Below are 21718 nucleotides of genomic sequence, written 5' to 3' on the forward strand. Positions count from 1 at the left end.
CGCCGGGCGTCAAGAATTTCTCGTTTGAGCTGCGGCGCGGCGAAAGTCTTGGCTTTGCCGGGCTGATCGGGTCGGGCCGCACTGCGGTCGCCGAAGCCGTCGTCGGGCTCAACCCGCGCGAGCAGGGCGCCATTGAGGTCAACGGCACGCCGCAGAACTTCACCGAAGTGGCGCAGTCGGTCGCGGCGGGCCTCGCCTATATGACCAAGGACCGCAAGGGTCGTGGCCTGTTGCTCGATGTCGGCCTCGAACCCAATCTGACGCTGCTGACGCTCAGTAAGCATCTCAAGCATGGCTTTCTCGATGGCAAGAGCGAAGCCAGGGCGCTGGAGCGTGCCGTGCGCCGCTTCGACATTCGGGCCCGCGACGCATCGGTCAAGGTCGGCCAGCTGTCGGGTGGCAATCAGCAAAAGCTGATGCTGGGCAAGACCATGGAGGCCGAGCCCGAGATCATCATCATGGATGAGCCGACGCGCGGCATTGATGTGGGCACCAAGCAACAAATCTACCACATCATCGCGGCGCTGGCAGCCGAGGGCAAATCGATCATCCTGATCTCCTCGGAGATGCAGGAGGTGATCGGCCTCAGCCATCGCGTGCTGGTGATGCGTGAGGGGCGCCTGGCCGGCACGCTCGAGGGCGCCGAAATTACCGAAGCAGAAATCATGCGGTACGCCGCAGGCATCAAGCAGGATGGGGACGATGAGCGCATCAGCGCATGAGGCGGCAAAGCCAGGCAGAAGCTTTAAGATCGACCTCAAGACATTGGGGCCGCTGCTGGCGCTGATCCTGCTGGTGATCCTGGGCTACAGCCTCAATCCAGCCTTTCTCAACGAAGGCAATATCACCAATATCCTGACCCGCTCGGCCTTTATCGGCATCATCGCGGTGGGGGGCACTTTCGTCATCACCGCCGGCGGCATCGATCTGTCGGTGGGCTCCATGGCTGCCTTCATTGCCGGGGTCATGATCATCGTCATGAACACCGCCGTGGATATGCTGGGCGCCTCGATCTGGACCGTGCTGCTGGGCATTGGCTGTTCGCTGATCCTGGGGATTGGTGCCGGCTACATCAATGGCTTTCTGACCACCAAGGCCAAGATCGAGGCCTTCATCGTGACGCTGGGCACCATGGGCATCTATCGTTCGCTGGTCACCTATTTCGCCGATGGTGGTACGCTGTCGCTGGCCACCGGGGCGCGCGATATCTACCGCCCGGTCTACTATGACAGCTTCCTGCGCATCCCCATTCCGGTCTGGGTCTTCATCTTCGTGGCCATCATTGGCTGGGTGCTGATGAACCGCACTGCCTTTGGCCGCCACTGCATGGCCATCGGCTCCAATGAGCACGTGGCGCGCTATTCGGCGATCAAGGTCGATCGGGTCAAGACCGCCACCTATATCCTGCAGGGCCTGTGCGTCTCGCTGGCCACCATCATCTATGTGCCGCGCCTGGGTTCGGCCTCGTCGGCCACCGGCGTGCTCTGGGAGCTCGAAGCCATAGCCGCGGTGATCATCGGTGGCACCATGCTCAAGGGCGGCTTTGGCCGGGTCGGCGGCACGGTGATCGGCGCGCTGATCCTGACCGCGATCGGCAACATTCTCAATCTCACCGAGATCATCTCCAACTACCTCAACGGGGCAGTGCAGGGCGTGATCATCGTGGCGGCAGTCTATCTGCAGCGCGGCTCGCTCCGCACTGCACGCAAGAAGGCCGAATAATCCGAGCCCGAAACGGGCGGGAGAACCGGCGCCATCAGCGCGCCAGAACACAGGGAGAACTAAGCTATGTCTTTGAAGTCAATCGCACTGGGCCTGTTGGCCACCAGCGCACTGGCCGGCGCGGCGTTCGCGCAGGATCAGATCAAGATCGGCGTCTCCATTCCGGCCGCCACGCACGGCTTCATGGGTGGCCTGAACTGGCACGCTGCTGAAGCCGAAAAGCGCCTCGAAGCCGCCAATCCCAATATCGACATCATCATCGTGACCGCCGACGGCCCGGCCGATCAGGCCAGCGATCTCGAAGATCTGGTCTCGGTGCATCAGATCGACGCCCTCGTGGTGCTGCCGTTTGAATCCGAGCCGCTGACCGAGCCCGTCCGTGCCGTTGCCGAAACCGGTGCCTTCATCACCGTGGTCGACCGTGGCCTGACCGACCCGTCCATCCAGGACGTCTATGTCTCGGGCAACAACACCGAAATGGGTGAAGTCTCGGCCGAATACATGATGACCCGCCTCGGCGATGGCGACAATATCGTCATCCTGCGCGGTATCCCCACCGTGCTCGACACCGAACGCTTCGACGCCTTCATGGGCAAGATCGAGGGCTCGGGCATCAATGTGCTCGACAACAAGTTCGCCAACTGGAACCGTGATGACGGCTTCGAAGTGATGCAGGACTTCCTCAGTCGCTTCCCCGACATTGACGGCGTCTGGGCCCAGGATGATGACATCACCCTCGGCGTGGTCGAGGCCATCAAGCAGGCGGGCCGCGAGAGCGAGATGTTCGTGGTCGGCGGCGCGGGGATGAAGGAAATCGTCAAGGGCGTGATGGATGGCGATCCACTGGTGCCGGTGGACGTGCTGTATCCGCCCGCCCAGATCGCCACCGCCATGGACGTGACGGTGAATCACTTCGTCTCCAACGGTCCGGTCACCGGCAGCTACATTCTCGGCTCGCCGCTGATCACCCAGGAAAACGCCGAGCAGTTCTACTTCCCGGACAGCCCGTTCTGACCTCCCAAACTCCAGAACGGACATGCAGAGGGCGCCCATGGCGCCCTCTGTTTTTTTGGACGGAAGCGATGTCTTTCCCAAACTCGGAGCAGCACCTCCCCCTTTACGGGGGAGGATGGGTGGGGGTGCGAGAGCCCGAATATCTGGGTCAGCCGCCCCCCTCCCTTGATCCCTCCCCGCAAGGGGGAGGGTGTCGATTGGGAAATCGCTAAGCCGCTTCTGGCGTATATCCCGCCTCGCGGATCGCCTGCTCGCCCGTCTTCCGATCTCCGGTGAACTCGACCTTGTGCGTTTCGAGATCAATGGCGATGTCAGCCCCCGGCAGCGCCTCTTCCAGCGCCTTGCGCACGGTGCCGACACAGTGGCCGCAGGTCATGTCGTTGACGGCGAAAATCGTCTTGTCAGTCATGTCAGTGTCCTTTCGAAAGGGGTTGTTCGCCCGCCAGATCGTCCAGGATCGGGCAGTCGGGGCGATCATTGCCGCTGCAGCAATGGGCCAGATGCTTGAGGGTCTTCACCATGGATTGCAGCTCGTCGATCTTGGTTTCGAGCGCCGCAATGTGGCTGACCGCAACGTCCTTGACCTCGCCGCTGGCACGGGATTTGTCCTGCCACAGGCTGAGCAGCATTGCGGTTTCATCCACCGAAAAGCCCAGCGTGCGGGCCCGTTTGATGAAGCGGAGGACATGCACCTCGTCGGCGCCATAGACCCGATAATTGCTGTCGGTGCGTTGCGGCGGACGAATGAGGCCAATGGTTTCGTAATAGCGGATCATCTTGGCCGAAACGCCGGTGGCGCTGGAGGCTTCCCCGATATTCATAGCGTCACCGCCTTCACCCCGCGCAGGCGCTGCGCATTGCTGACCACCAGGATCGACGACATCGCCATGGCCCCCGCGCCCAACATGGGCGACAGCAGGATTCCAAAGGCCGGGTAGAGCACGCCGGCAGCCACCGGAATGAGCAGCACATTGTAGCCGAACGCCCAGAATAGGTTTTCCCAGATGTTCTTCATCGTCGCCCGGCTGATCACCAGGGCATCGAGTACGCCTTTAAGGTCGCCGCCCAGCAGCACCACATCGGCGCTCTCAATGGCCGCATCGGTGCCCGTGCCCACGGCAATGCCGATATCGGCCTCGGCCAGCGCCGGCGCGTCATTGATCCCGTCGCCGACAAAGGCCACGGTGCCGAACTGGCGCAGCGCCTTGATGGTGTCGACCTTGTCGGCCGGCAGCACCTCGGCCCGCACCTCATCAATGCCCAATTGCCGGGCAATGGCTTCAGCCGTGCGGCGATTGTCGCCCGAGATCATCGCCACTTTCAGGCCCAGCCCGTGCAGTGCATCGATCACCGCTCTGCTGGTGGGTTTGATGGTGTCGGCCACCACAATGGCGGCAGCGAGCTTGTCGCCAATGGCGGCAAATACCGGCGTCTTGCCCTGGTCGGCAAACTCTTCGATGGCGGCCGTGAAGTCGGAAAAATCCAGGTGACCCAGATGGCGCTGTGAGCCGATGGACACCAGCCGGCCATCAACCCGGGCACTGACGCCATTGCCGGCATCGGCGGCGAAATCGGTGACAGTGCCCAGCGTCAGCCCGGCCTTTTCCGCAGCGGTGACAATGGCCGCCGCAATCGGATGCTCGGATTTGGCCTCGACGGCCGCGACCAGCGCCAGCACCTCGTCATGGTCGAAATCGTCATCGAGGATGATGTCGGTCAGTGCCGGCTTGCCTTCGGTCAGGGTGCCGGTCTTGTCGAGCGCCACCACGGCCACGTCGCGCAACCGCTGCAGCGCTTCGCTCTTGCGGAACAACACGCCCATTTCGGCAGCCCGCCCGGTGCCCACCATGATCGAGGTTGGCGTTGCCAGCCCCATGGCACAGGGGCAGGCGATGATCAGCACAGCCACGGCATTGACCAGTCCGAACACATAGCCGGGCGAGGGGCCCCAGACAGCCCAGACCGCGAAGGTCAGGATGGCCATCACAATCACCGCCGGCACGAACCAGGCGGTGATCTGGTCAACCACGCCCTGAATGGGCAGCTTGCCGCCCTGGGCTTCCTCGACCATGCGGATGATCTGCGCCAGCATGGTATCGCCGCCCACCTTGGTGGCCCGGAAACTGAAGCTGCCCGAGGTATTGAGCGTGCCGCCAATCACCTCGGCGCCGACGGTCTTGGAGACCGGCAGGGGTTCGCCCGAAATCATCGATTCATTGATATGGCTGGCGCCGTCGACGATCTCGCCATCCACCGCCACCTTCTCGCCCGGACGTACCAGAATGATGTCGCCGACCTGCACCTGCTCGATGGCGATCTCACTGATCTGGCCATCACGCTGCACCCGCGCGGTCTTGGCCTGCTCGCGCACCAGCCGCTGAATGGCGTTGCCGGTGCGCCCCTTGGCAATGGCCTCAAGCCAGCGCCCCACCAGGATCAGGGTGATGATGACGGCCGCCGCTTCGTAATAGACATATTGCGCCTGGCTCGGCAGCACCTGTGGCGCAAAAGTTGCCACGACCGAATAGAGATAGGCAGCGCCCGACCCCAGCGCGACCAGCGAGTTCATTTCGGGCGCGCCCCGCAGCAGGGCAGGAATACCCACCTTGAAGAAGCGCCAGCCCGGTACGAACAGCACGAAGCTGGCCAGCACGAAGTAGAAGATGTGCAAAGTCGGTGTGGGCACCAGATTGGTTAGCCACATGTGGAAGGGCATATAGAGATGCCCGCCCATTTCCAGCACGAACAACGGCAGGGTGGGAATGGCGGCGATAATGACGTCGCGCCGCAGGATGGCCGCGTCTTCGTCGTGATGCTGGTGGCCGGAATGCTCGCCGGCCTGTGGCGTTTCATGGCCGGTATAGCCGGCCTTTTCAACGGCAGCGAGCAAGTCGGCGACCTGGCCGGTTTCGGCCATCCGCACACTGGCGCGCTCGGTGGCAAAGTTCACGCTGGCGCTTTCGACACCGGGAACCTTGTTGAGCGCCTTCTCCACCCGCGCCACACAGGAGGCGCAGGTCATGCCGTCAATATCGATGCTGATAGGTTTGTTGTGGACGTGTTCGTTCATGTCAATCACCTCGTCCCAACCCATATAGACCTTCCCATCATGGTAAGGTCAAGGGCCTTGGATGAGGTGTTAGTTTTCCAGCGCTATTGGGGTGTCGATCGCGTGCAACCGGCCGTCCCGCATGCTCAGAACCCGGTCAACCGTGCCCTGCGGAAAGGCGGCATGGGTCACCAGTATCACCGTCCGACCCACCGCCGCGCTGCGCATCGTGTCAAAGAAGGCCAGCTCCGCGGGCCGGTCGAGGCCTGTGGTCGGCTCATCCAGCAGCACAATGGGCGCCCGGCTCAACAGCACCCGCGCCAGGCACAGCCGTCGTCCCTGGCCGGCCGAGACGGTGCGGCCGCTTTCCCCGACCAGGGTATCGAGGCCGCGGGGCAGGGCGCGCACGAATTCACCAATGCCGGCGGCATCCAGCGCGTCCCACAACGCCTCATCGCTTGCCGCTGGCTGGGCAATCAGCAGATTGGCGCGGATAGTGTCATTGAACAGCGGGCTATCCTGGCTGAGCAGGGCCATGCTGGCATGGATATCGGCTTGCGCCAGCGCCGACAGGGCCACCCCGCCCAGCGTGATCTGACCCGATTGCGGTTCCACCAATCGCAGTAGCAGATTGAGCAGGCTGGACTTGCCGATGCCGCTCTCGCCGATAATGGCAATGTGCTCGCCCGGTGCAATGGCCAGATTGAGCTTGCGCAACACCGGCGCGCCGCCGTCATAGGCGAAGTTGAGGTCGGTAATGGCAATAGGCAGGCGGGCTGGCAGGTCGACGGGATTGATCGGGTCGGCAACGCTGATAGGCGCATTGGCGATGGCGTTGAGGCGTTCGGCTGCGGCCATGGCGGTGGTCAGTTTGGCGACGCTGCGCACAATGACGCTGCTCGCCTCAAAGCTGCCCAGAATGGCCAGCAGCAGCCCGACCAGCACCGGACCATCGATCTGCCCATTGGCATAGGCCCGCAGGCCGAGCCACAGGGATCCGGTCAAGGCCAGGGCCGCCAGGGCCTGCACGCCAAAGGCGGCGAAGGCGGCGAGGGTGGCGAGGCGCCCCCGCGCCCGGGCCAATCGTTCAGCAAGCGACTGGAAACCAGTCTGCGTCCTGCCCAATGCGCCAAACAGCGTCAGGTCGGCATGGCCCTCAATGCCGTCGAGCACAGCCGCGCGGGCGGCGGCGGCCCGGGTAACAATGTCGGTGCCGACACGCCGGCTGGCCAGCACCAGACCGGCAGGCACCAGCAGCACCGCCATGCCGAAGCTCACGCCATAGACCAGAGCGGCTGCAGGCAACATCCAGGTCAGTATCGTGGTGAGCGCAATGCCGATAACCGCAGCGGCCGCGATCGGGCCGATGGCCACCAGAAAGGCAGTATCGAGCGCATCGACATCGGCCGTTAGCCGGCTGACGAGATCGCCGTGGCGCAAACTGCGATCATTGAGCGGCAGGCGCGGAAACAGCCGCTTGAACAGCCATCCCCGAATATCGGTGAGCAGCCGCAAGGTCGCATCATGCCCGCTCAGCCTTTCGCCATAGCGCGCCAGAATACGGATAAAGGAAAAGCCGCGCACCAGGGAAGAGGGAACAAACAGGTTGAACGCCAGTCCTGCTGTGGTCAGCGCGGTGGCGGTGATGAACCATCCCGACGTGCCCAACAGGGCAACCCCGGCCGTCAGGGTAACCAGCGACAGCAGCAAGGCGATCAGCAGGCCTTTGGCCTGACGCGCAAACAGACTGCGGAAGGCGAGGAGCGCGTTCATGCCACGCTCCGTGATGAGCTGGCGCGGACCGGGGTCGCCAACAGGCTCTCGCCAGCGATGCGATAGGCGTGACCCATGCGCGCCGCCACGGCCAGCGAATGGGTGGCAATGATCAGGGTGCGGCCACGGGCGAAAGCCAGCAGGGTATCGAGCACCACCTGTTCGAGGGCGGCATCGAGATGGGCCGTTGGCTCATCAAGCAGGATCATGCCGGGATCGCGCAGAAAAATCCGGGCCAGCGCGATGCGCTGCGCCTGGCCACCCGACAGACCCAGCCCGCCCTCGCCCAGCACCGTGTCCAGTCCCTCGGGCAGGCTATCGGCAAAGCCGGTAACCTGGGCGCGCTCGGCAGCACTGCGGATCTCGGCCGCAGACGCATCGGGGCACGCCAGTGCGATATTGTCGGCTATGCTGCCGGCGAAGATTCGCGGTTTCTGTCCCAGCATGGCCACCCCCTGGCGCAGATCGGCTTCGGGCCAGTCGGCCAGCGCCTGCTCTCCCAGGATAATCTGACCCTCATGGGTGCGCAGACGGACGATGGTTTCGAGCAGGCTCGATTTGCCGATGCCGCTTTGGCCGACAATGGCGACAGTGTCGCCCGCAGCGATGTTGAGACTGGCATTGTTCAGGATGACCCTGGCGTGGTCGGGCGTGCGCAGGGTGAAATTGCTCAGGGTTAGTCCGAGCGCGCCGGCGTTTCCCGATGGGGCAGCAGGGGCGAGTGAGACAAGATCGGTGGGCATGTGGCCAAGCTGGGTTTCGATCTCGCCAATGGCCGCCTTTGCCGCCGCACGGTCATGATAATGGGCGGCCAGCAGGCGCAGGGGATTGTAGACTTCAGGGGCCATCAGCAGCAGGAACAGGCCCAGTTCCAGCGTCAGCGGCGTGCTGCGCAAATGCAGGAAGTCAATGAAGGTCAAACCGACATAGAGCGCAATGCCGGCCACCCCGAGCGCTGCAAAGAACTCCAGCACGGCCGAGGATAGAAAGGCGATCCGCAATACGCGCAGCGTCCGGTGGCGAAGCTCGTCGCTCGCCGCCACAATGCCGGCGATCTCGGCTTCCGCCTGACCAAACAGTTTGAGCGTGGTCAGGCCGCGCAACCGGTCGGCGAAGCGGCCATTGAGCAGCGAAAGCGCGCGGGCCTGCCGGTCGCTGGCATGCTGCGCACCCCAGCCCACCAGCGCCATGAACACCGGGATGAGCGGCGCGGTGACCAGAAACAGCAGGCCCGCCAGCCAATCGAGCGGCAGAATGAAGGCGCCAAACGCCAGCGGCAGAAATCCCGCCTGCACCATGGCCGGCATATAGCGGGCGAAGAACCCGTCCAGGGCCTCGACCTGGTCGATGATGGCCGACGAGGCAGCGCCTGAAGGTGGCTGCCGGGCAGCACGTGGCGAGCGCGCCAGCAATTGGGCGAACAGCATTTGGCGCACGCTCGACTTGATGGCCTCAGAGGCTGCCGTTCCCGCTCGATCACCAATGGCAGCCAGTGCGGCGCGGGCCAGCAGGAGGATCAGGACGAGAGCGATGGCCGGCGTCAGTGCGTTGATATCAGCGCCCTGTTGAATGACCTCGCCCACAATGGCGGCCAGCGTCCACGCCTGAGCGACCAGCAGGATTCCCCCCAGCAGTGGTGCACCCATAGCCAACCACAGCCATGGACCGCCGAGGCGGCGCAGGCCCGACAGTGTCCTGGCGTTCTCGCGCTCCGTGTCTTTTGCAGAATGCACCGGAGGAGGTGGGGTGGGCGCGGCCCGGCGGGCAGAACTATTGGACATGGGCACACTCTAATTTCTGCATTCACTGGCACATTGATCTGGGTCAATGCGCCGCCGATAATCTTCGGACGATAGTCCCCAAGGACCGCGAGTCGGTGAGCCAACCAGCCTAGAGGCATCAAACACCATGATCGACATGACCGTCGTCGAACTGTCGCGGTGGCAATTTGCCGCCACCGCCATGTATCACTTTATCTTCGTGCCCCTGACACTGGGCCTCTCATTCATGATGGCTATCATGGAGAGCACCTATGTCATGACCGGACGCGACATCTGGCGCAAGGCGACCCTGTTCTGGGGCACGCTGTTTGGCGTCAACTTCGCCATGGGCGTTGCCACTGGCGTCGTCATGGAATTCCAGTTCGGCATGAACTGGAGCTATTACAGCCATTACGTGGGTGACGTGTTCGGCGCCCCACTGGCCATTGAAGGGCTGATGGCGTTTTTCCTTGAAGCCACGTTTATCGGCCTCTTCTTCTTTGGTTGGGACCGGTTGAGCAAGGTGGGCCACCTGGCGGTGACCTGGCTGGTGGCGCTGGGCGCCAATCTGTCGGCGCTGTGGATCCTGGTCGCCAACGGCTGGATGCAAAATCCGGTGGGCTCCAAATTCAATCCCGACACCATGCGCATGGAAGTCACCGACTTCGTGGCCGTGATCTTCAATCCGGTGGCGCAGGCCAAATTCGTGCACACGGTCAGCGCCGGCTACGTGCTGGGTGCCGTGTTCATCTTCTCCATTTCCGCGCTGTTCCTGCTCCAGGGCAGGCATATCGAACTGGCCAAGCGCTCCATGGTCGTGGCCGCCAGCTTCGGTCTGGCATCGGCACTGTCTGTGGTCGTCCTCGGTGACGAGAGCGGCTATGTCGCGACCGAACATCAGCAGATGAAGATCGCTGCCATGGAAGCTATGTATCACACCGAGCCAGCGCCCGCCGCGCTGACGCTGTTCGCCATTCCCAGCGACGTCCCCGGAGAACCGGCGTTCCAGGTGCAATTGCCCTGGGTTCTTGGTCTCATCACCACCCGTTCGCTTGATCGGGACCTGCCCGGCATTACCGAGTTGACCGAACACGCTGCCACCCGCATTCAGTCTGGGTTGGTCGCCTACAAGGCGCTGCAGGAAATCCGTGCCGACGCCAGCAATACAGCGGCCCGCGCAGTGTTTGACGAGAGCTGGGCCGATCTGGGCTATGCCCTGCTGCTCAAGAAGTATCGCGAGGATGTCGAGAACGCCACCGGCGAGGAAATCGCCATGGCCGCACTCGATACCGTGCCTGATGTGTGGCCGCTGTTCTGGAGCTTCCGCCTGATGGTGGGCATCGGCTTCTTCTTCATCGCCTATTTCGGCGTCTGGTTCTACCGCGCTTCGCGTGGCTGGCTCGACACCAATCGGCCGATGTTGTGGATCGCCGTGGCCACGCTGCCACTGCCCTGGGTGGCGATCGAACTTGGCTGGATCATTGCTGAGTACGGCCGACAGCCCTGGGTGGTGGAAGGCGTTCTGCCCACTTTCTACGCCGCTTCCGGCCTGCAGTTCTGGGACCTGGTGATCTCGCTGACCTTCTTTGTGGCGCTCTACACCGCGCTGCTGGTCATCATGGTCATGTTGATGGTCAAGATCATCAAGGCCGGACCGAAGGACCATTTGTTCGCCGCGACTGATGAGCACGAGGACGCCGACTTTGTCGTCGCTCCCCAGCCCGCAACGCCAGCCATGAAGGATGTGAGATCATGAGCTCAATTCCGCTCGACTACGAAACACTGCGCCTCATCTGGTGGGCACTGCTGGGCATTTTGCTGATCGGCTTTGCCGTCATGGGCGGCCGTGACCTTGGGGTAGGGGCTCTGCTGCCCTTTGTCGCCCGCACCGATGCCGAACGGCGCGTTCTGATCAACGTTGTCGGCCCGACCTGGGAAGGCAATCAGGTCTGGCTGGTGCTGGGCGGTGGCGCCATCTTCGCGGCCTTCCCGCCGCTCTATGCCGTCAGCTTCTCGGGCTTCTATCTGGCGATGATCGTGATCCTGCTGGCGCTGATCCTGCGCCCGGTCGGCTTCAAGTTCCGCGGCAAGGTGACCGACCCACGTTGGCGCTCAACCTGGGATTGGGCGCTGTTTATCGGTGGTTTTGTCCCTTCACTGATCTTCGGAGTGGCCGTGGGCAACGTCCTGCTGGGCGCGCCGTTCTATCTCGATGATACCTTGCGCACCTTCTATTCCGGCAATTTCTTCCAGCTGTTGATGCCCTTCGCCCTGCTGAGTGGTCTGGTGAGCCTGGGCATGATTGTACTGCAGGGCGCTGCCGTCATTGCGGGTCGCACCTCCGGTATCCTGGCGGATCGCGCCCGCACCTATGGCACCTGGGCCGGCCTGGCTACCACCGTCCTGTTCGCACTGGGCGGTCTCTGGGTGGCCTTCGGCATGGATGGCTATGTCATCACCAGCGTCGTCGATACCAATGGTGCCATCAACCCGCTCGGCAAGACTGTCGAACTGGTGCCTGGCGGCTGGGTGAGCAATTACGCTCTCTATCCCTGGATGATCATCGCGCCGGTATTGGGCTTCCTCGGCCTGGTCGGGGGTGTCCTGGGTCTGCAGGCGCGGCTCCACCTGCCAACCCTGCTGGCCTCAAGCCTGGCCATCTTCGGCATTATCGCCACGGCCGGCCTCTCGCTGTTCCCGTTCCTGTTGCCATCCTCGGTGGTGCCCGACTCCAGCCTGACCCTGTGGGATGCTTCATCGAGCCATCTGACCCTGTTCATCATGCTGCTGGCCACGCTGATATTTCTCCCCCTCGTTGTGGTCTACACCGCCTGGGTGTTCCGGGTCATGCGCGGCACGGTGACGACGCAGTCGCTCGAAAAGAACCCCAACGCCTATTAGGAGGCCTGACATGTGGTATTTCTCTTGGATTCTCGGCGTGGGACTGGCCTGCAGCTTCGCCATTCTCAACGCCATGTGGTTTGAAATGCGCGACGACCGGCAGGTGGTTGAGCAGAAAGCCGCCCCACGTAAGCGGTGAGCGCATAACCGGCCAAATACTGGTTACCAAAGTCTTGCAACGGGCGCCGCAGCAGCGGTGCCCGTTTTTTGTTGTATATCAGGTGTTTGACGGGGAGTTGCCAGCGCAGGGGTCGCGCGTCGACACAAGCTGGATGACGCAATTGCCTATTGATCGTGCACGCAGTGCATAACGGATGTGCACAAAGACCATCTTCTAATCACGACCGGCTGACTATAGATATTGGTCATCGAAACGAAGGGGAACCGAAAATGAACATCCGCCAGAAAATCGCTCAGTTTGCTCAGTATCAGCGCACCGTCCGCGAGCTCAACGCTCTCGACAACCGCCAGCTCACCGATCTGGGCATCACCAAGGGCGACATCAAGAACATCGCTCGCGGCAACTACGCTCGTTAATCGAGCCTGCCGAATTTAGACTTGAGATGAAGGCGTCCGATCGGGCGCCTTTTGTCTGTCCGCGATTCGGTTTTAGCGAATGAGGTCAGCGGCCCTGCCGCCCAGTGCCCGAACCAGATCGTCGGGCGTCATGCGCAGCTGCAGGCCACGCTGCCCGCCATTGAGGAAGACCTCGTCTTCCAGCGTCGCCAATTCCTCGACCACCGTGGGCACCAGCTTTTTCTGCCCGAACGGGCTGATCCCCCCCACCTTGTAGCCGGTCAGCCGCTCGGCATCCGCCGGCTTCATCATATGCGCTGACTTGCCGCCAAAGGCGGCGGCGAGCTTTTTCATGTTCACTTCTTCATCCGAGGGCACCACGACACAGACGGGCTTGCCGTCCACCTCGGCCATCAGCGTCTTGAGCACGATGGACGGCGACACGCCCATGGCCTCGGCCGCCTGCAACCCGACACGGTCGGCGTCAGGGTCGTAGTCATAAGTGGCGGTGGCAAAGCTGATACCGGCTTTGGTGAGCGCAAGCGTGGCGGGCGTGGTTTTGGACATGGGCTAGTTCTAGTAAAGCCACGCGCCTCAGCGCAAGAGGCCCGATACGTCCTAGGGGCGGCGCTCGCTCACATGGTTTTCCGTCGCGCCGATATCGGCCAGCAGATGGGGTGAAGCATGGATCAGGTCGATGGTGGCCTGGCGGCGGCGCCGTGCCGCGACATGCCGACCCAACTGGCCCAGCCGGGCCGAGAGGGTGGCAAGCAGAGGCGAACGGCGCCTGTGGACTGGCTTTGACAATGTGATCATGGCCATGAACATCCTTATGTGGATGCCTCCTGTTGGCTATATGGTCATCACAAAATGGCTGGAAAAACGGGGATTTTCCAACTAAAGCTCAGGAGGTGGGCATAAGGAGATTTGATCCATGAGCGCACTGCCGCCCCTCACTGCGGTACGCGCCTTCGAGGCCGTGGCCCGGCATCTGAGCTTTACCAGGGCCGCCGCCGAACTGGGCATGACCCAAGCTGCGGTGAGTTATCAGATCCGCATTCTCGAGGAGCGTGTCGGCACGCCGCTGTTCCTGCGCCGCCCGCGCCAGATTGCGCTGAGCGAGGTCGGCGCCCGGCTGGCGCCCGAGGTCAGCCGGGCCTTTGACCTGCTGCGCGCCAGCTTTGCCGAGACCGGCGAGCGGGCCGAGGGCATGTTGTCGCTGACGGTGACCAATACCTTTGCCACCGGCTGGCTCGCCAGCCAGATCGGCCAGTTCCAGCTCGGCCACCCCGATATTGCGGTCAAGATCGATACCAGCAATGTGCTGGTCGACTTCACCCAGGAGGAGTTCGACGCCGGCATAAGGGCCACCGGCCATATCCCGCCGGGGCTGATCGGCCATCCGCTGGCCAAGGTGGAGTTCGCCCCCATGCTCAAGCCCAGCCTGATCGAGCGCTATGACATCCGCGAGCCGGCCGACCTGCTGCGCGTGCCGCAGATCTCTCCCGAAGACCCCTGGCTGCCCGCCTGGCTGGAAATGGCCGGCGTGCCGGCCGCAGCGGCGGTGCAGAAGCCCTTTATCGGCCTCGGTTCGCAATATCTGGAATCCCGCGCCACCATTGCCGGCAGCGGCGTGGCCATGCTGACGCCACTGTTCTACGCCGAGGAAGTGGCGGCCGGGCTGCTGGCCCAGCCCTTCGACCTGGTCGGTTGGGTCGGGCATCACTATTATTTCGTCTATCCCGAAAGCCGCCGCAACTGGACCAGGATCAAGGCCTTCCGCGACTGGATCATTGACGCCACGGCGCCATTGCGGGCTTTGGAGCAGAGCTAGAAGATCGCCCTCTCGCGGTCCACGATCTCGGCAAGAAATTCGGCCACCAGCGCCACCCGGCGGATGGATCGCAAATCCTCATGCACCACGGTCCAGTAGCTGCGGGTCAGCGTGTGCGCGGGCAGGATCGCCACCAGATCTGGATCACGCTGCGCCATGAAGGCGTGCAGAATGCCGATGCCGGCGCCGGCCCGTACCGCCTCGGTCTGTCCCATGGCCGAGGATATGGCGAGCGAGGAGCGCCAGCCCTTGAAAAATTCGGCAGTGTAGTCGAGCGAGGCGGTGAAGATCAGATCGTCCACATAGCCAATCAGCTGGTGGTCGGCCAACGCGGGCAGATCTGCCGGTGTACCCCGTGCACTGAGATAGCTTTGCGCGGCATAGAGCCCGAGCCGATAATCGGTCAGCTTGCGCGCCACCAGCCGCCCCTCGCGCGGTCGCTCCAGCGTGACGGCAATATCGGCTTCGCGGCGCGAGAGGGAGAAGGCGCGGGAAATCGGGACCAGCTCGATCCGCAGGCCCTTGTGGCGTTCGGTCAGTTCGCCCAGCCGGGGCGCCAGAAAGGCCACGCCGAACCCGTCAGGCGCCCCCACGCGCACTGTGCCGTCAATGACGCTGTCGGCGCCTGCCGACTCGCTGGCGGCCAGCATGGCGCTTTCCATGCGTTCGGCATGGACCAGAAAGCGCTCGCCCGCACTCGACAGCTCCGAGCCATTGGTCTTGCGCGTAAAGAGGCGGCTGCCGAGAGCCTGTTCCAGCGCTGTCAGCCGGCGGGCGACGGTGGCGTGGTTGAGCCCCAGGCTGCGCGCCGCGCCCAGGATCTGGCCATTGCGCGCCACGGCGAGGAAGATGCGGACGTCGTCCCAGTTCATTGGTTAGGCTTTCTGGCTCGATTTTCCGGAAGAGTGGAGCGGCACCTCCCCCTCGACGGGGGAGGTCGGGAGGGGGTGCGAGAGCCCCGATAGCAGGGGTGGCCGCCCCCTCCCTTGATCCCTCCCCGCAAGGGGGAGGGTGTCGACTGAGCACTCGAGCATCAAAATACGCACAACGGATGCAAAATCTATCGCATTGCGATGCACAAAACATAGCGCCATACCCTTGATCAAACAAGGGAGACTGTTATGCGCACCATCGGCCATTTCATCGACGGCGTCGAAACCACCGGCAACGGCGCCGAATTCCAGGATGTGTTCAATCCGGCGACGGGCGAGGGGCAGGCTCGCGTCGCCCTGGCCACCCAGGCTGATCTCGATGCCGCAGTCGCCTCGGCCGCTGCCGCGCAACCCCAATGGGCTGCCACCAACCCGCAGCGCCGGGCCCGCGTCTTCTTCAACTTTGTGGCGCTGATCAATCGCGACATGCAGGAGCTGGCCGAACTGCTCAGCGCCGAGCACGGCAAGACCGTGGACGATGCCAGGGGCGATATCCTGCGCGGCCTGGAAGTGTCCGAATTTGCCGCCGGTGCGCCGCATTTGCTCAAGGGCGAGTTCACCGACGGGGCCGGGCCGGGGATCGATATGTATTCCATGCGCCAGCCAATCGGCATCGGCGCGGGCATCACCCCGTTCAACTTCCCCGCCATGATCCCGCTCTGGATGCTCTCGCCGGCCATCGCCGCAGGCAATGCCTTTATTCTCAAGCCCTCCGAGCGCGACCCGTCCGTGCCGGTCAGGCTGGCGCGGCTGGCGATCGAGGCTGGCCTGCCCAAGGGCATTCTCAATGTCGTTCATGGCGGCAAGTCAGTGGTCGACGGCATTCTGCAGCACGACCAGATCGGCGCCGTCAGCTTTGTCGGTTCCACCCCGATTGCCCGCTACGTCTATGCAACTGCGGCCGCCCACGGCAAGCGCGTGCAGGCCTTTGGCGGCGCCAAGAACCACATGATCATCATGCCCGACGCCGATATGGAAAAGGCTGCCGACGCGCTGATCGGCGCGGGCTATGGCGCCGCCGGCGAGCGCTGCATGGCCGTCTCGGTGGCCGTGCCGGTGGGTGAGGAAACCGCCGACAAGATCATCGCTGCGCTCAAGCCACGCATCGACAGGCTCAAGATTGGCCCCGCGACCGATCTGGCCAGCGAGATGGGCCCGGTCATCACCCAGGCCTCCAAGGATCGCATCGCCGCCTTGGTCGAGAGCGGCATTGCCCAGGGCGCGACCCTGGTCGTTGATGGTCGTGGCTTGACCCTGCAGGGCTATGAGAAGGGCTATTTTGTCGGGCCGAGCCTGTTCGACAACGTCACCGCCGAGATGGACATCTATAAGGAAGAGATCTTCGGGCCTGTGCTCAGCGTGGTCCGCGCCAGCACCTATGAGGACGCGCTCAAGCTGACCATGGACAATCCCTATGGCAATGGCACTGCGATCTTCACGCGCGATGGCGACACGGCGCGCGATTTTGCCGCCCGGGTCAATGTCGGCATGGTGGGGATCAATGTTCCCGTCCCGGTGCCGGTGGCCTATCACAGCTTCGGCGGCTGGAAGGCCAGTGCCTTCGGCGACCTCAACCAGTATGGCACCGACTCGATCAAGTTCTGGACCCGGACCAAGACCGTGACCGCCCGCTGGCCCAGCGGCATCAAGGACGGCGCCGAATTCCAGTTCCCGACCATGAAGTAGGGATGCCTGTGCTTGCCTTCTCCCCTTGAGGGAGAAGGAAGCCACCGAAAAGCGCAATGTCACAAGAAGCAGAAAGGCCCGGCGATCGCGCGCCGGGCCCTGTTCCGTCGCTGGGAGGAGCGTTGGAAAACCTAGACGATGCCGCTTGATCCCGCTTCGATGGCCGGCCGCACGGCTGCGACCTTGGCGCGATAGCCCGAGGCGCGATAGGTGCCGAGCAGATCGATGGCGCCGCCATTGTCGAAGCGGGCCATGGCCAGAATCGGTTCGACATCGGTGCGATAGGCCTGGCGCAAAGCCTGGGTGGCGGCGAGGGCATCATTGCCCTGCTGCGCTGCGGCGAGATCCTTGCGGTCGACCAGCAGCGCCTGGGCATAGGCGCGCTGCACGTCGGAGGCCGACAGCATCAGCGACTCGATGGGGTCGGTGACATTGTGCGACTGGTCGAGCATGTGGGCGGGATGGAAGTTCTCGTCCTTGCCTTCGATATCGACCAGCTCGTTGAAGACGAGGAACAGGCGATAGGGGTCGATGGCGCCGGCGTCGAGGTCATCGTCGCCATATTTGCTGTCGTTGAAGTGAAAGCCCCCCAGCTTGCCGAACTGCGCGAGCCGGGAAACGATCATCTCGATATTGACGTTGGGCGCATGGTGGCCGAGATCGACCAGGCAAAAGGCCTTGTCGCCCAGTTCCTTGGCGATGAGGTAATTGGTGCCCCAGTCCTGCACGACCGTCGAGTAGAAGGCCGGCTCGTACATCTTGTGTTCGGTATAGATGCGCCAGTCAGCGGGCAGGGCGGCATAGACCGCCTTCATCGAGTCGAGGTAGTGGCCGAACTGGTCGGCGAAATTGACCTGGCCGGGGAAGTTGGAGCCGTCGCCGATCCAGACGGTGAGGGCCTTGCTGCCCAGCGTCTGGCCGATCTCGATGCACTCGATATTGTGCTCGATGGCCTGATGGCGGGTGCCGGCATCGGCATGGCTGAGCGAGCCGAACTTGTAGCTCTGCAGCTGGCCGCGCGCATCCGAGAAGGTATTGGAATTCATCGCGTCAAAGCCGAGGCTGAACCGGCTGGCGGCCTGCTTGAGGCGGTTGGGATCGGCCTTGTCCCACGGGATATGCAGCGAGACCGTATTGGTCGCCTGGGTCAGCTGGGCGATGACGGCGCAGTCTTCGATCTTGTCGAAGATGTCGCGGGGCTCGCCCAGGCCCGGAAAGCGGGCAAAGCGGGTGCCGCCGGTGCCGACACCCCAGGAGGGGACGGCGACGTTGAAGCCGGCGACCTTGCCCTTGATGGCGTCGATATCGACGCCGCGCCGGTCAAGGCGCTCGCCCAACGTGTCATAATCGACATTGAGATCGGCAATGCGCTTGGCGTTTTCCGCCTCGACGACGGAGGCGTCGATGATGTGTTCGGTCATCGCTTGATCCTTACCGCGTAAACGACTGGGCATTGCCCGCGTCGACATTGATGATGTTGCCGGTCGATTTGGCCGAGGCGTCCGAAGCAAAGAAGTAGATGGCTTCGGCAATGTCCTCGGGAAAAACCGAGCGCTTGAGCAGCGAGCGCTCGCGATACATTTCCTCAAGGCCATCCTTGTCGGTCTTGTAGGTCGAGGCGCGCTGTTCGAGCCATTCGCCGGCCCAGATCTTGGAGCCGCGCAGCACGGCGTCGGGATTGACCACATTGACGCGGATCTGCTCGCCGGCGCCTTCGAGCGCCAGGCACCGTGCCAGATGGATCTCGGCGGCCTTGGCAGTGCAATAGGCGCTGGCATTGGGCGAGGCGGCCAGGCCATTCTTGGACGCAACGAAGACGACATTGCCGCCGATCTTTTGCGCACGGAACAGGCGGAAGGCTTCGCGGGAGACCAGGAAATAGCCCGTGGACAGGATATCCATGTTCTTGTTCCACAGCTCCAGCGTGGTTTCCTCGATCGGGGCCGAAGAAGCCAGGCCCGCATTGGAGACCAGAATATCAAGGCCACCGAATTCGACCACCGCATGGGCAAAGCCGGCAATGACGGCCTCTTCTCTGGTGACATTGACGATGACCGGGCGAACGAAGTCCTTGCCGAAGACGCCCGAGAGCTCCTCGGTGGCACTGGCCAAAGCCGTCTCGTCGATATCGGCGAGCACCACGCAGGCGCCTTCGCGCAGCAGCCGGACCGCGGTGGCCTTGCCGATGCCGCCAGCGCCGCCGGTGACCAAAGCAATCTTGCCGGCCAGCGCTTTCGGCTTCGGCATGCGGGCGAGCTTGGCCTCTTCGAGCAGCCAGTATTCGATATCGAAGGCTTCCTGCTCGGGCAGGCCGACATAGGTGGAGACGATGGAGGCGCCGCGCATCACATTGATGGCGTTGACATAGAACTCGCCTGAAATGCGGGCCGTCGCCTTGTCCTTGGCGAAGGTGAACATGCCGACGCCCGGCATCAGATAGACCACGGCATTGGGGTCGCGCACGGCAGGCGAATTGTCGTGTTTGCAGCGGTCGTAATAGGCTTGGTAGTCGACGCGGTAGGCGGCAATGTCTTCCGGAATCTTGGCAACCACGGCATCGACGTCTGGATTGGTAGGATCAAACTCGATCACCAGCGGGCGGATCTTGGTGCGCAGGAAATGATCGGGGCAGGAGGTGCCCAGCGCAGCCAGCGGCCGCAAATCCTTGGAGTTGACGAATTCGAGCACAGCCGCACTGTCATCGAAATGGCCCAGCTTGTGGCTGTCTTCCGAGATCAGGCCGCGAATTTTCGGCATCAGCTTGGCGGCAATGGCGCGGCGCTGTTCTGCAGGCAGCGCAGCAACCGCTTCGCCGCCGAAAATGGTCTTGCCCTCGGTCTCTGTCTCGAACCAGGCGATGGCCTGATTGATGATGGCAATGGTGGTCTCGTAGCATTCCTTTGGCGTATCGCCCCAGGTGAACAGGCCGTGCGACTCCAGAACAACGCCCTTGGCTTCGGGGTTCTCTTCGCAGAACTTGCCCAGCCACAGGCCCAGCTCAAAGCCGGGCTTCTTCCACGGCAGCCAGCCAATGGTATCGCCGAAGATCTGCCGGGTCAGTTCCCTGGAATTCTGGCTGGCCGCGATGGCGATGATCGCGTCGGGGTGCATATGGTCCACATAGGGGTGGTTCACATAGGCATGCAGCGGCGTGTCGATCGAGGCGGCGCGCGGATTCAGATTGAAGGTGGCATGGGGCAAATAGCCCACCATCTCGTCTTCAAATTCGACGCCGCGATACAGACCCTTCAGCGCCCGCAGCTTGTCCATATAGAGCGTCGAGAAACCATCGAGCTTGATCGAGGCGCTGTCGCCGCCCGAGCCCTTGACCCACAGCACTTCGACGGTTTCGCCGGTCAGCGGGTCTTTTTGCATGATCTTGGAGGAGGTGTTGCCGCCACCATAATTGGTGACGCGCTTGTCGCTGCCCAGCAGATTGGAGCGGTAAACCAGGCGTTCGGGCTCGCTCATTGCAGCGGCCTTGGCGTCGTCCCAGAGGTTGGCGAGGCGCTTGGGCGCGGAAGTGGACATGAGACTCCTCCCAGAGGGTAAGCGGTTATCAAGGGTTGAGCGGACATGGCCACGATCACTCAGGCCTGTCAATCAGAAACGATCATTACCAAGCATCATTGCCCGGTATTTTTCGAAGTTGACGGCTTGATGATTGACAGTGATTGAAATCGATGGGAAGAACTGCGTCAGGGAGATAGCAGCCTTGCACGAAACAGAGCGCCACAGAGTGATCATAGCAGCTGTCCAGACGCGTTCCGTCGTGACGGTGGCTGATATCTGTGAGGTCACCGGATCGTCCGAGGCCACCATTCGCCGCGATATTGCCGCGCTCGATCTGCGTGGCGACGTACGGCGCGTGCGCGGTGGCGCCGAGGCGATCAACCCACCCGAACAAAGCGCCCTGATGGGGCGGCCCTTCTCGGTCAACCAAACCCTCCATATCGAGCAGAAGCGTGCCATCGCCCGGGCCGCGTCCGAGCTGTGCAATGATGGCGAGCCGATCATTATCAATGGCGGCACGACCACCTATCAGATGGTCCATCACCTGACCTCGCGTCGGCTGTCGGTGTTCACCAACAGCTTCGCCATTGCCGAATATCTCATTCACAACTCGCGCAATTCGGTCGTCATTCCCGGCGGTACGGTCTATCGCGAGCAGAACGTCATCCTCTCGCCGTTCGGCGGCGTGGTGGCCTCCCATTTTTACGCCAAACGCATGTTCATTGGCTGCCAGGGTATCGGCGCGCACGGATTGATGGAGGCCGATCCCATGGTCGTCCAGTCCGAGCTCGGCCTGATCGGGCAGGCCGATGAACTCATCGTGCTGGCGGACTCATCCAAGTTTTCGGGCAGATCGAGCCTCATCCTGTGTGGCCTCGACCGAATAGCCGCCGTCGTTACCGACGCCGGTATCCGCGACGAAGACCGACAAATGCTGGAAACGGCAGGCGTGCGGCTGATCGTGGCGGAAACGACTGCTCAGGCCGACCCGCAAGCCAGCGTCGCCTGAGATCAATCA

21 protein-coding genes are annotated in these 21718 nt (G+C 62.8%); 10 read left to right on the forward strand and 11 right to left on the reverse strand.

Going from position 1 to position 21718, the window contains the following annotated elements:
• From Q8O80_RS06115 to Q8O80_RS06125, 3 genes are all read left to right on the forward strand, one after another.
• Positions 1–722, forward strand: a 722-nt coding sequence (locus tag Q8O80_RS06115) for an ATP-binding cassette domain-containing protein (protein WP_305578006.1), incomplete at its 5' end; no start/stop codon positions are given.
• On the forward strand, positions 703–1722 hold the full coding sequence (locus Q8O80_RS06120) for an ABC transporter permease (RefSeq protein WP_305578009.1): 1020 nt from the start codon (positions 703–705) through the stop codon (positions 1720–1722). The genes Q8O80_RS06115 and Q8O80_RS06120, both read left to right, overlap by 20 nt.
• A 66-nt stretch (positions 1723–1788) precedes the next feature.
• The gene (locus Q8O80_RS06125) at positions 1789–2736 is read left to right on the forward strand and encodes a substrate-binding domain-containing protein (RefSeq protein WP_305578012.1); all 948 of its coding nucleotides are present in this window, start codon (positions 1789–1791) and stop codon (positions 2734–2736) included.
• Between the two features lie 208 nt (positions 2737–2944).
• Here Q8O80_RS06125 and Q8O80_RS06130 read toward each other — a convergent pair whose 3' ends face one another.
• The 5 genes from Q8O80_RS06130 to cydD form a co-directional block, all read right to left on the reverse strand.
• On the reverse strand, positions 2945–3145 hold the full coding sequence (locus Q8O80_RS06130) for a heavy-metal-associated domain-containing protein (RefSeq protein ID WP_305578015.1): 201 nt from the start codon (positions 3143–3145) through the stop codon (positions 2945–2947).
• 1 nt (position 3146) lies between these two features.
• Positions 3147–3557, reverse strand: coding sequence for a Cu(I)-responsive transcriptional regulator (cueR, locus tag Q8O80_RS06135; protein WP_305578017.1), 411 nt, complete (start codon positions 3555–3557; stop codon positions 3147–3149).
• Positions 3554–5806: a heavy metal translocating P-type ATPase gene (locus Q8O80_RS06140; RefSeq protein ID WP_305578019.1), complete on the reverse strand. Its 2253-nt coding sequence runs from the start codon at positions 5804–5806 to the stop codon at positions 3554–3556. Before Q8O80_RS06140 ends, cueR begins: the two co-directional genes overlap by 4 nt.
• Positions 5807–5875: 69 nt before the next feature.
• Positions 5876–7558, reverse strand: coding sequence for a thiol reductant ABC exporter subunit CydC (gene cydC, locus Q8O80_RS06145; protein WP_305578022.1), 1683 nt, complete (start codon positions 7556–7558; stop codon positions 5876–5878).
• On the reverse strand, positions 7555–9339 hold the full coding sequence (gene cydD, locus Q8O80_RS06150; RefSeq protein ID WP_305578024.1) for a thiol reductant ABC exporter subunit CydD: 1785 nt from the start codon (positions 9337–9339) through the stop codon (positions 7555–7557). Before cydD ends, cydC begins: the two co-directional genes overlap by 4 nt.
• Before the next feature lie 127 nt (positions 9340–9466).
• Here cydD and Q8O80_RS06155 point away from each other — a divergent pair, with 127 nt between their 5' ends.
• From Q8O80_RS06155 to Q8O80_RS06170, 4 genes are all read left to right on the forward strand, one after another.
• Complete coding sequence (locus Q8O80_RS06155) at positions 9467–11074, forward strand: cytochrome ubiquinol oxidase subunit I (RefSeq protein ID WP_305578026.1); 1608 nt, start codon at positions 9467–9469, stop codon at positions 11072–11074.
• Entirely contained in the window at positions 11071–12219 is a 1149-nt protein-coding gene (gene cydB, locus Q8O80_RS06160) for a cytochrome d ubiquinol oxidase subunit II (protein WP_305578028.1), read from the forward strand. Before Q8O80_RS06155 ends, cydB begins: the two co-directional genes overlap by 4 nt.
• Positions 12220–12229: 10 nt before the next feature.
• Complete coding sequence (gene cydX / locus Q8O80_RS06165) at positions 12230–12358, forward strand: cytochrome bd-I oxidase subunit CydX (RefSeq protein WP_305578030.1); 129 nt, start codon at positions 12230–12232, stop codon at positions 12356–12358.
• 251 nt (positions 12359–12609) lie between these two features.
• Complete coding sequence (locus Q8O80_RS06170) at positions 12610–12756, forward strand: DUF1127 domain-containing protein (RefSeq protein ID WP_305578032.1); 147 nt, start codon at positions 12610–12612, stop codon at positions 12754–12756.
• 72 nt (positions 12757–12828) lie between these two features.
• On the opposite strand, the gene ybaK is transcribed toward Q8O80_RS06170, so the two are convergent.
• Both ybaK and Q8O80_RS06180 read right to left on the reverse strand, forming a co-directional pair.
• Positions 12829–13302 (reverse strand): Cys-tRNA(Pro) deacylase, encoded by a 474-nt coding sequence (ybaK, locus tag Q8O80_RS06175; protein WP_305578034.1) that lies wholly within the window; start codon positions 13300–13302, stop codon positions 12829–12831.
• Positions 13303–13353: 51 nt separating this feature from the next.
• On the reverse strand, positions 13354–13551 hold the full coding sequence (locus Q8O80_RS06180) for a hypothetical protein (protein ID WP_305578036.1): 198 nt from the start codon (positions 13549–13551) through the stop codon (positions 13354–13356).
• Between the two features lie 118 nt (positions 13552–13669).
• On the opposite strand from Q8O80_RS06180, the gene Q8O80_RS06185 reads away from it, so the two are divergent.
• The gene (locus tag Q8O80_RS06185) at positions 13670–14569 is read left to right on the forward strand and encodes a LysR substrate-binding domain-containing protein (RefSeq protein ID WP_305578038.1); all 900 of its coding nucleotides are present in this window, start codon (positions 13670–13672) and stop codon (positions 14567–14569) included.
• On the opposite strand, the gene Q8O80_RS06190 is transcribed toward Q8O80_RS06185, so the two are convergent.
• Positions 14566–15441 carry a LysR family transcriptional regulator gene (locus tag Q8O80_RS06190; RefSeq protein WP_305578039.1) on the reverse strand — a complete coding sequence of 292 codons (876 nt, stop codon included), beginning with the start codon at positions 15439–15441 and terminating at the stop codon, positions 14566–14568. The genes Q8O80_RS06185 and Q8O80_RS06190 overlap by 4 nt on opposite strands.
• 249 nt (positions 15442–15690) lie before the next feature.
• Between Q8O80_RS06190 and Q8O80_RS06195 the strand changes: the two genes are divergently transcribed.
• The gene (locus tag Q8O80_RS06195; RefSeq protein WP_305578041.1) at positions 15691–17187 is read left to right on the forward strand and encodes a CoA-acylating methylmalonate-semialdehyde dehydrogenase; all 1497 of its coding nucleotides are present in this window, start codon (positions 15691–15693) and stop codon (positions 17185–17187) included.
• 131 nt (positions 17188–17318) lie between these two features.
• Here Q8O80_RS06195 and rhaI read toward each other — a convergent pair whose 3' ends face one another.
• From rhaI to Q8O80_RS06210, 3 genes are all read right to left on the reverse strand, one after another.
• The gene (rhaI, locus tag Q8O80_RS06200) at positions 17319–18608 is read right to left on the reverse strand and encodes an L-rhamnose catabolism isomerase (RefSeq protein WP_305578043.1); all 1290 of its coding nucleotides are present in this window, start codon (positions 18606–18608) and stop codon (positions 17319–17321) included.
• 10 nt (positions 18609–18618) lie between these two features.
• The gene (locus Q8O80_RS06205) at positions 18619–20718 is read right to left on the reverse strand and encodes a bifunctional rhamnulose-1-phosphate aldolase/short-chain dehydrogenase (protein ID WP_305578045.1); all 2100 of its coding nucleotides are present in this window, start codon (positions 20716–20718) and stop codon (positions 18619–18621) included.
• A gap of 72 nt (positions 20719–20790) precedes the next feature.
• Entirely contained in the window at positions 20791–20934 is a 144-nt protein-coding gene (locus tag Q8O80_RS06210) for a hypothetical protein (protein ID WP_305578061.1), read from the reverse strand.
• Here Q8O80_RS06210 and Q8O80_RS06215 point away from each other — a divergent pair.
• Complete coding sequence (locus Q8O80_RS06215) at positions 20903–21709, forward strand: DeoR/GlpR family DNA-binding transcription regulator (RefSeq protein ID WP_305578047.1); 807 nt, start codon at positions 20903–20905, stop codon at positions 21707–21709. The genes Q8O80_RS06210 and Q8O80_RS06215 overlap by 32 nt on opposite strands.
• Positions 21710–21718: the final 9 nt, after the last annotated feature.

Origin of the sequence: Devosia sp. (assembly GCF_030689745.1) — a bacterium.
Lineage (GTDB): Bacteria > Pseudomonadota > Alphaproteobacteria > Rhizobiales > Devosiaceae > Devosia > Devosia alba.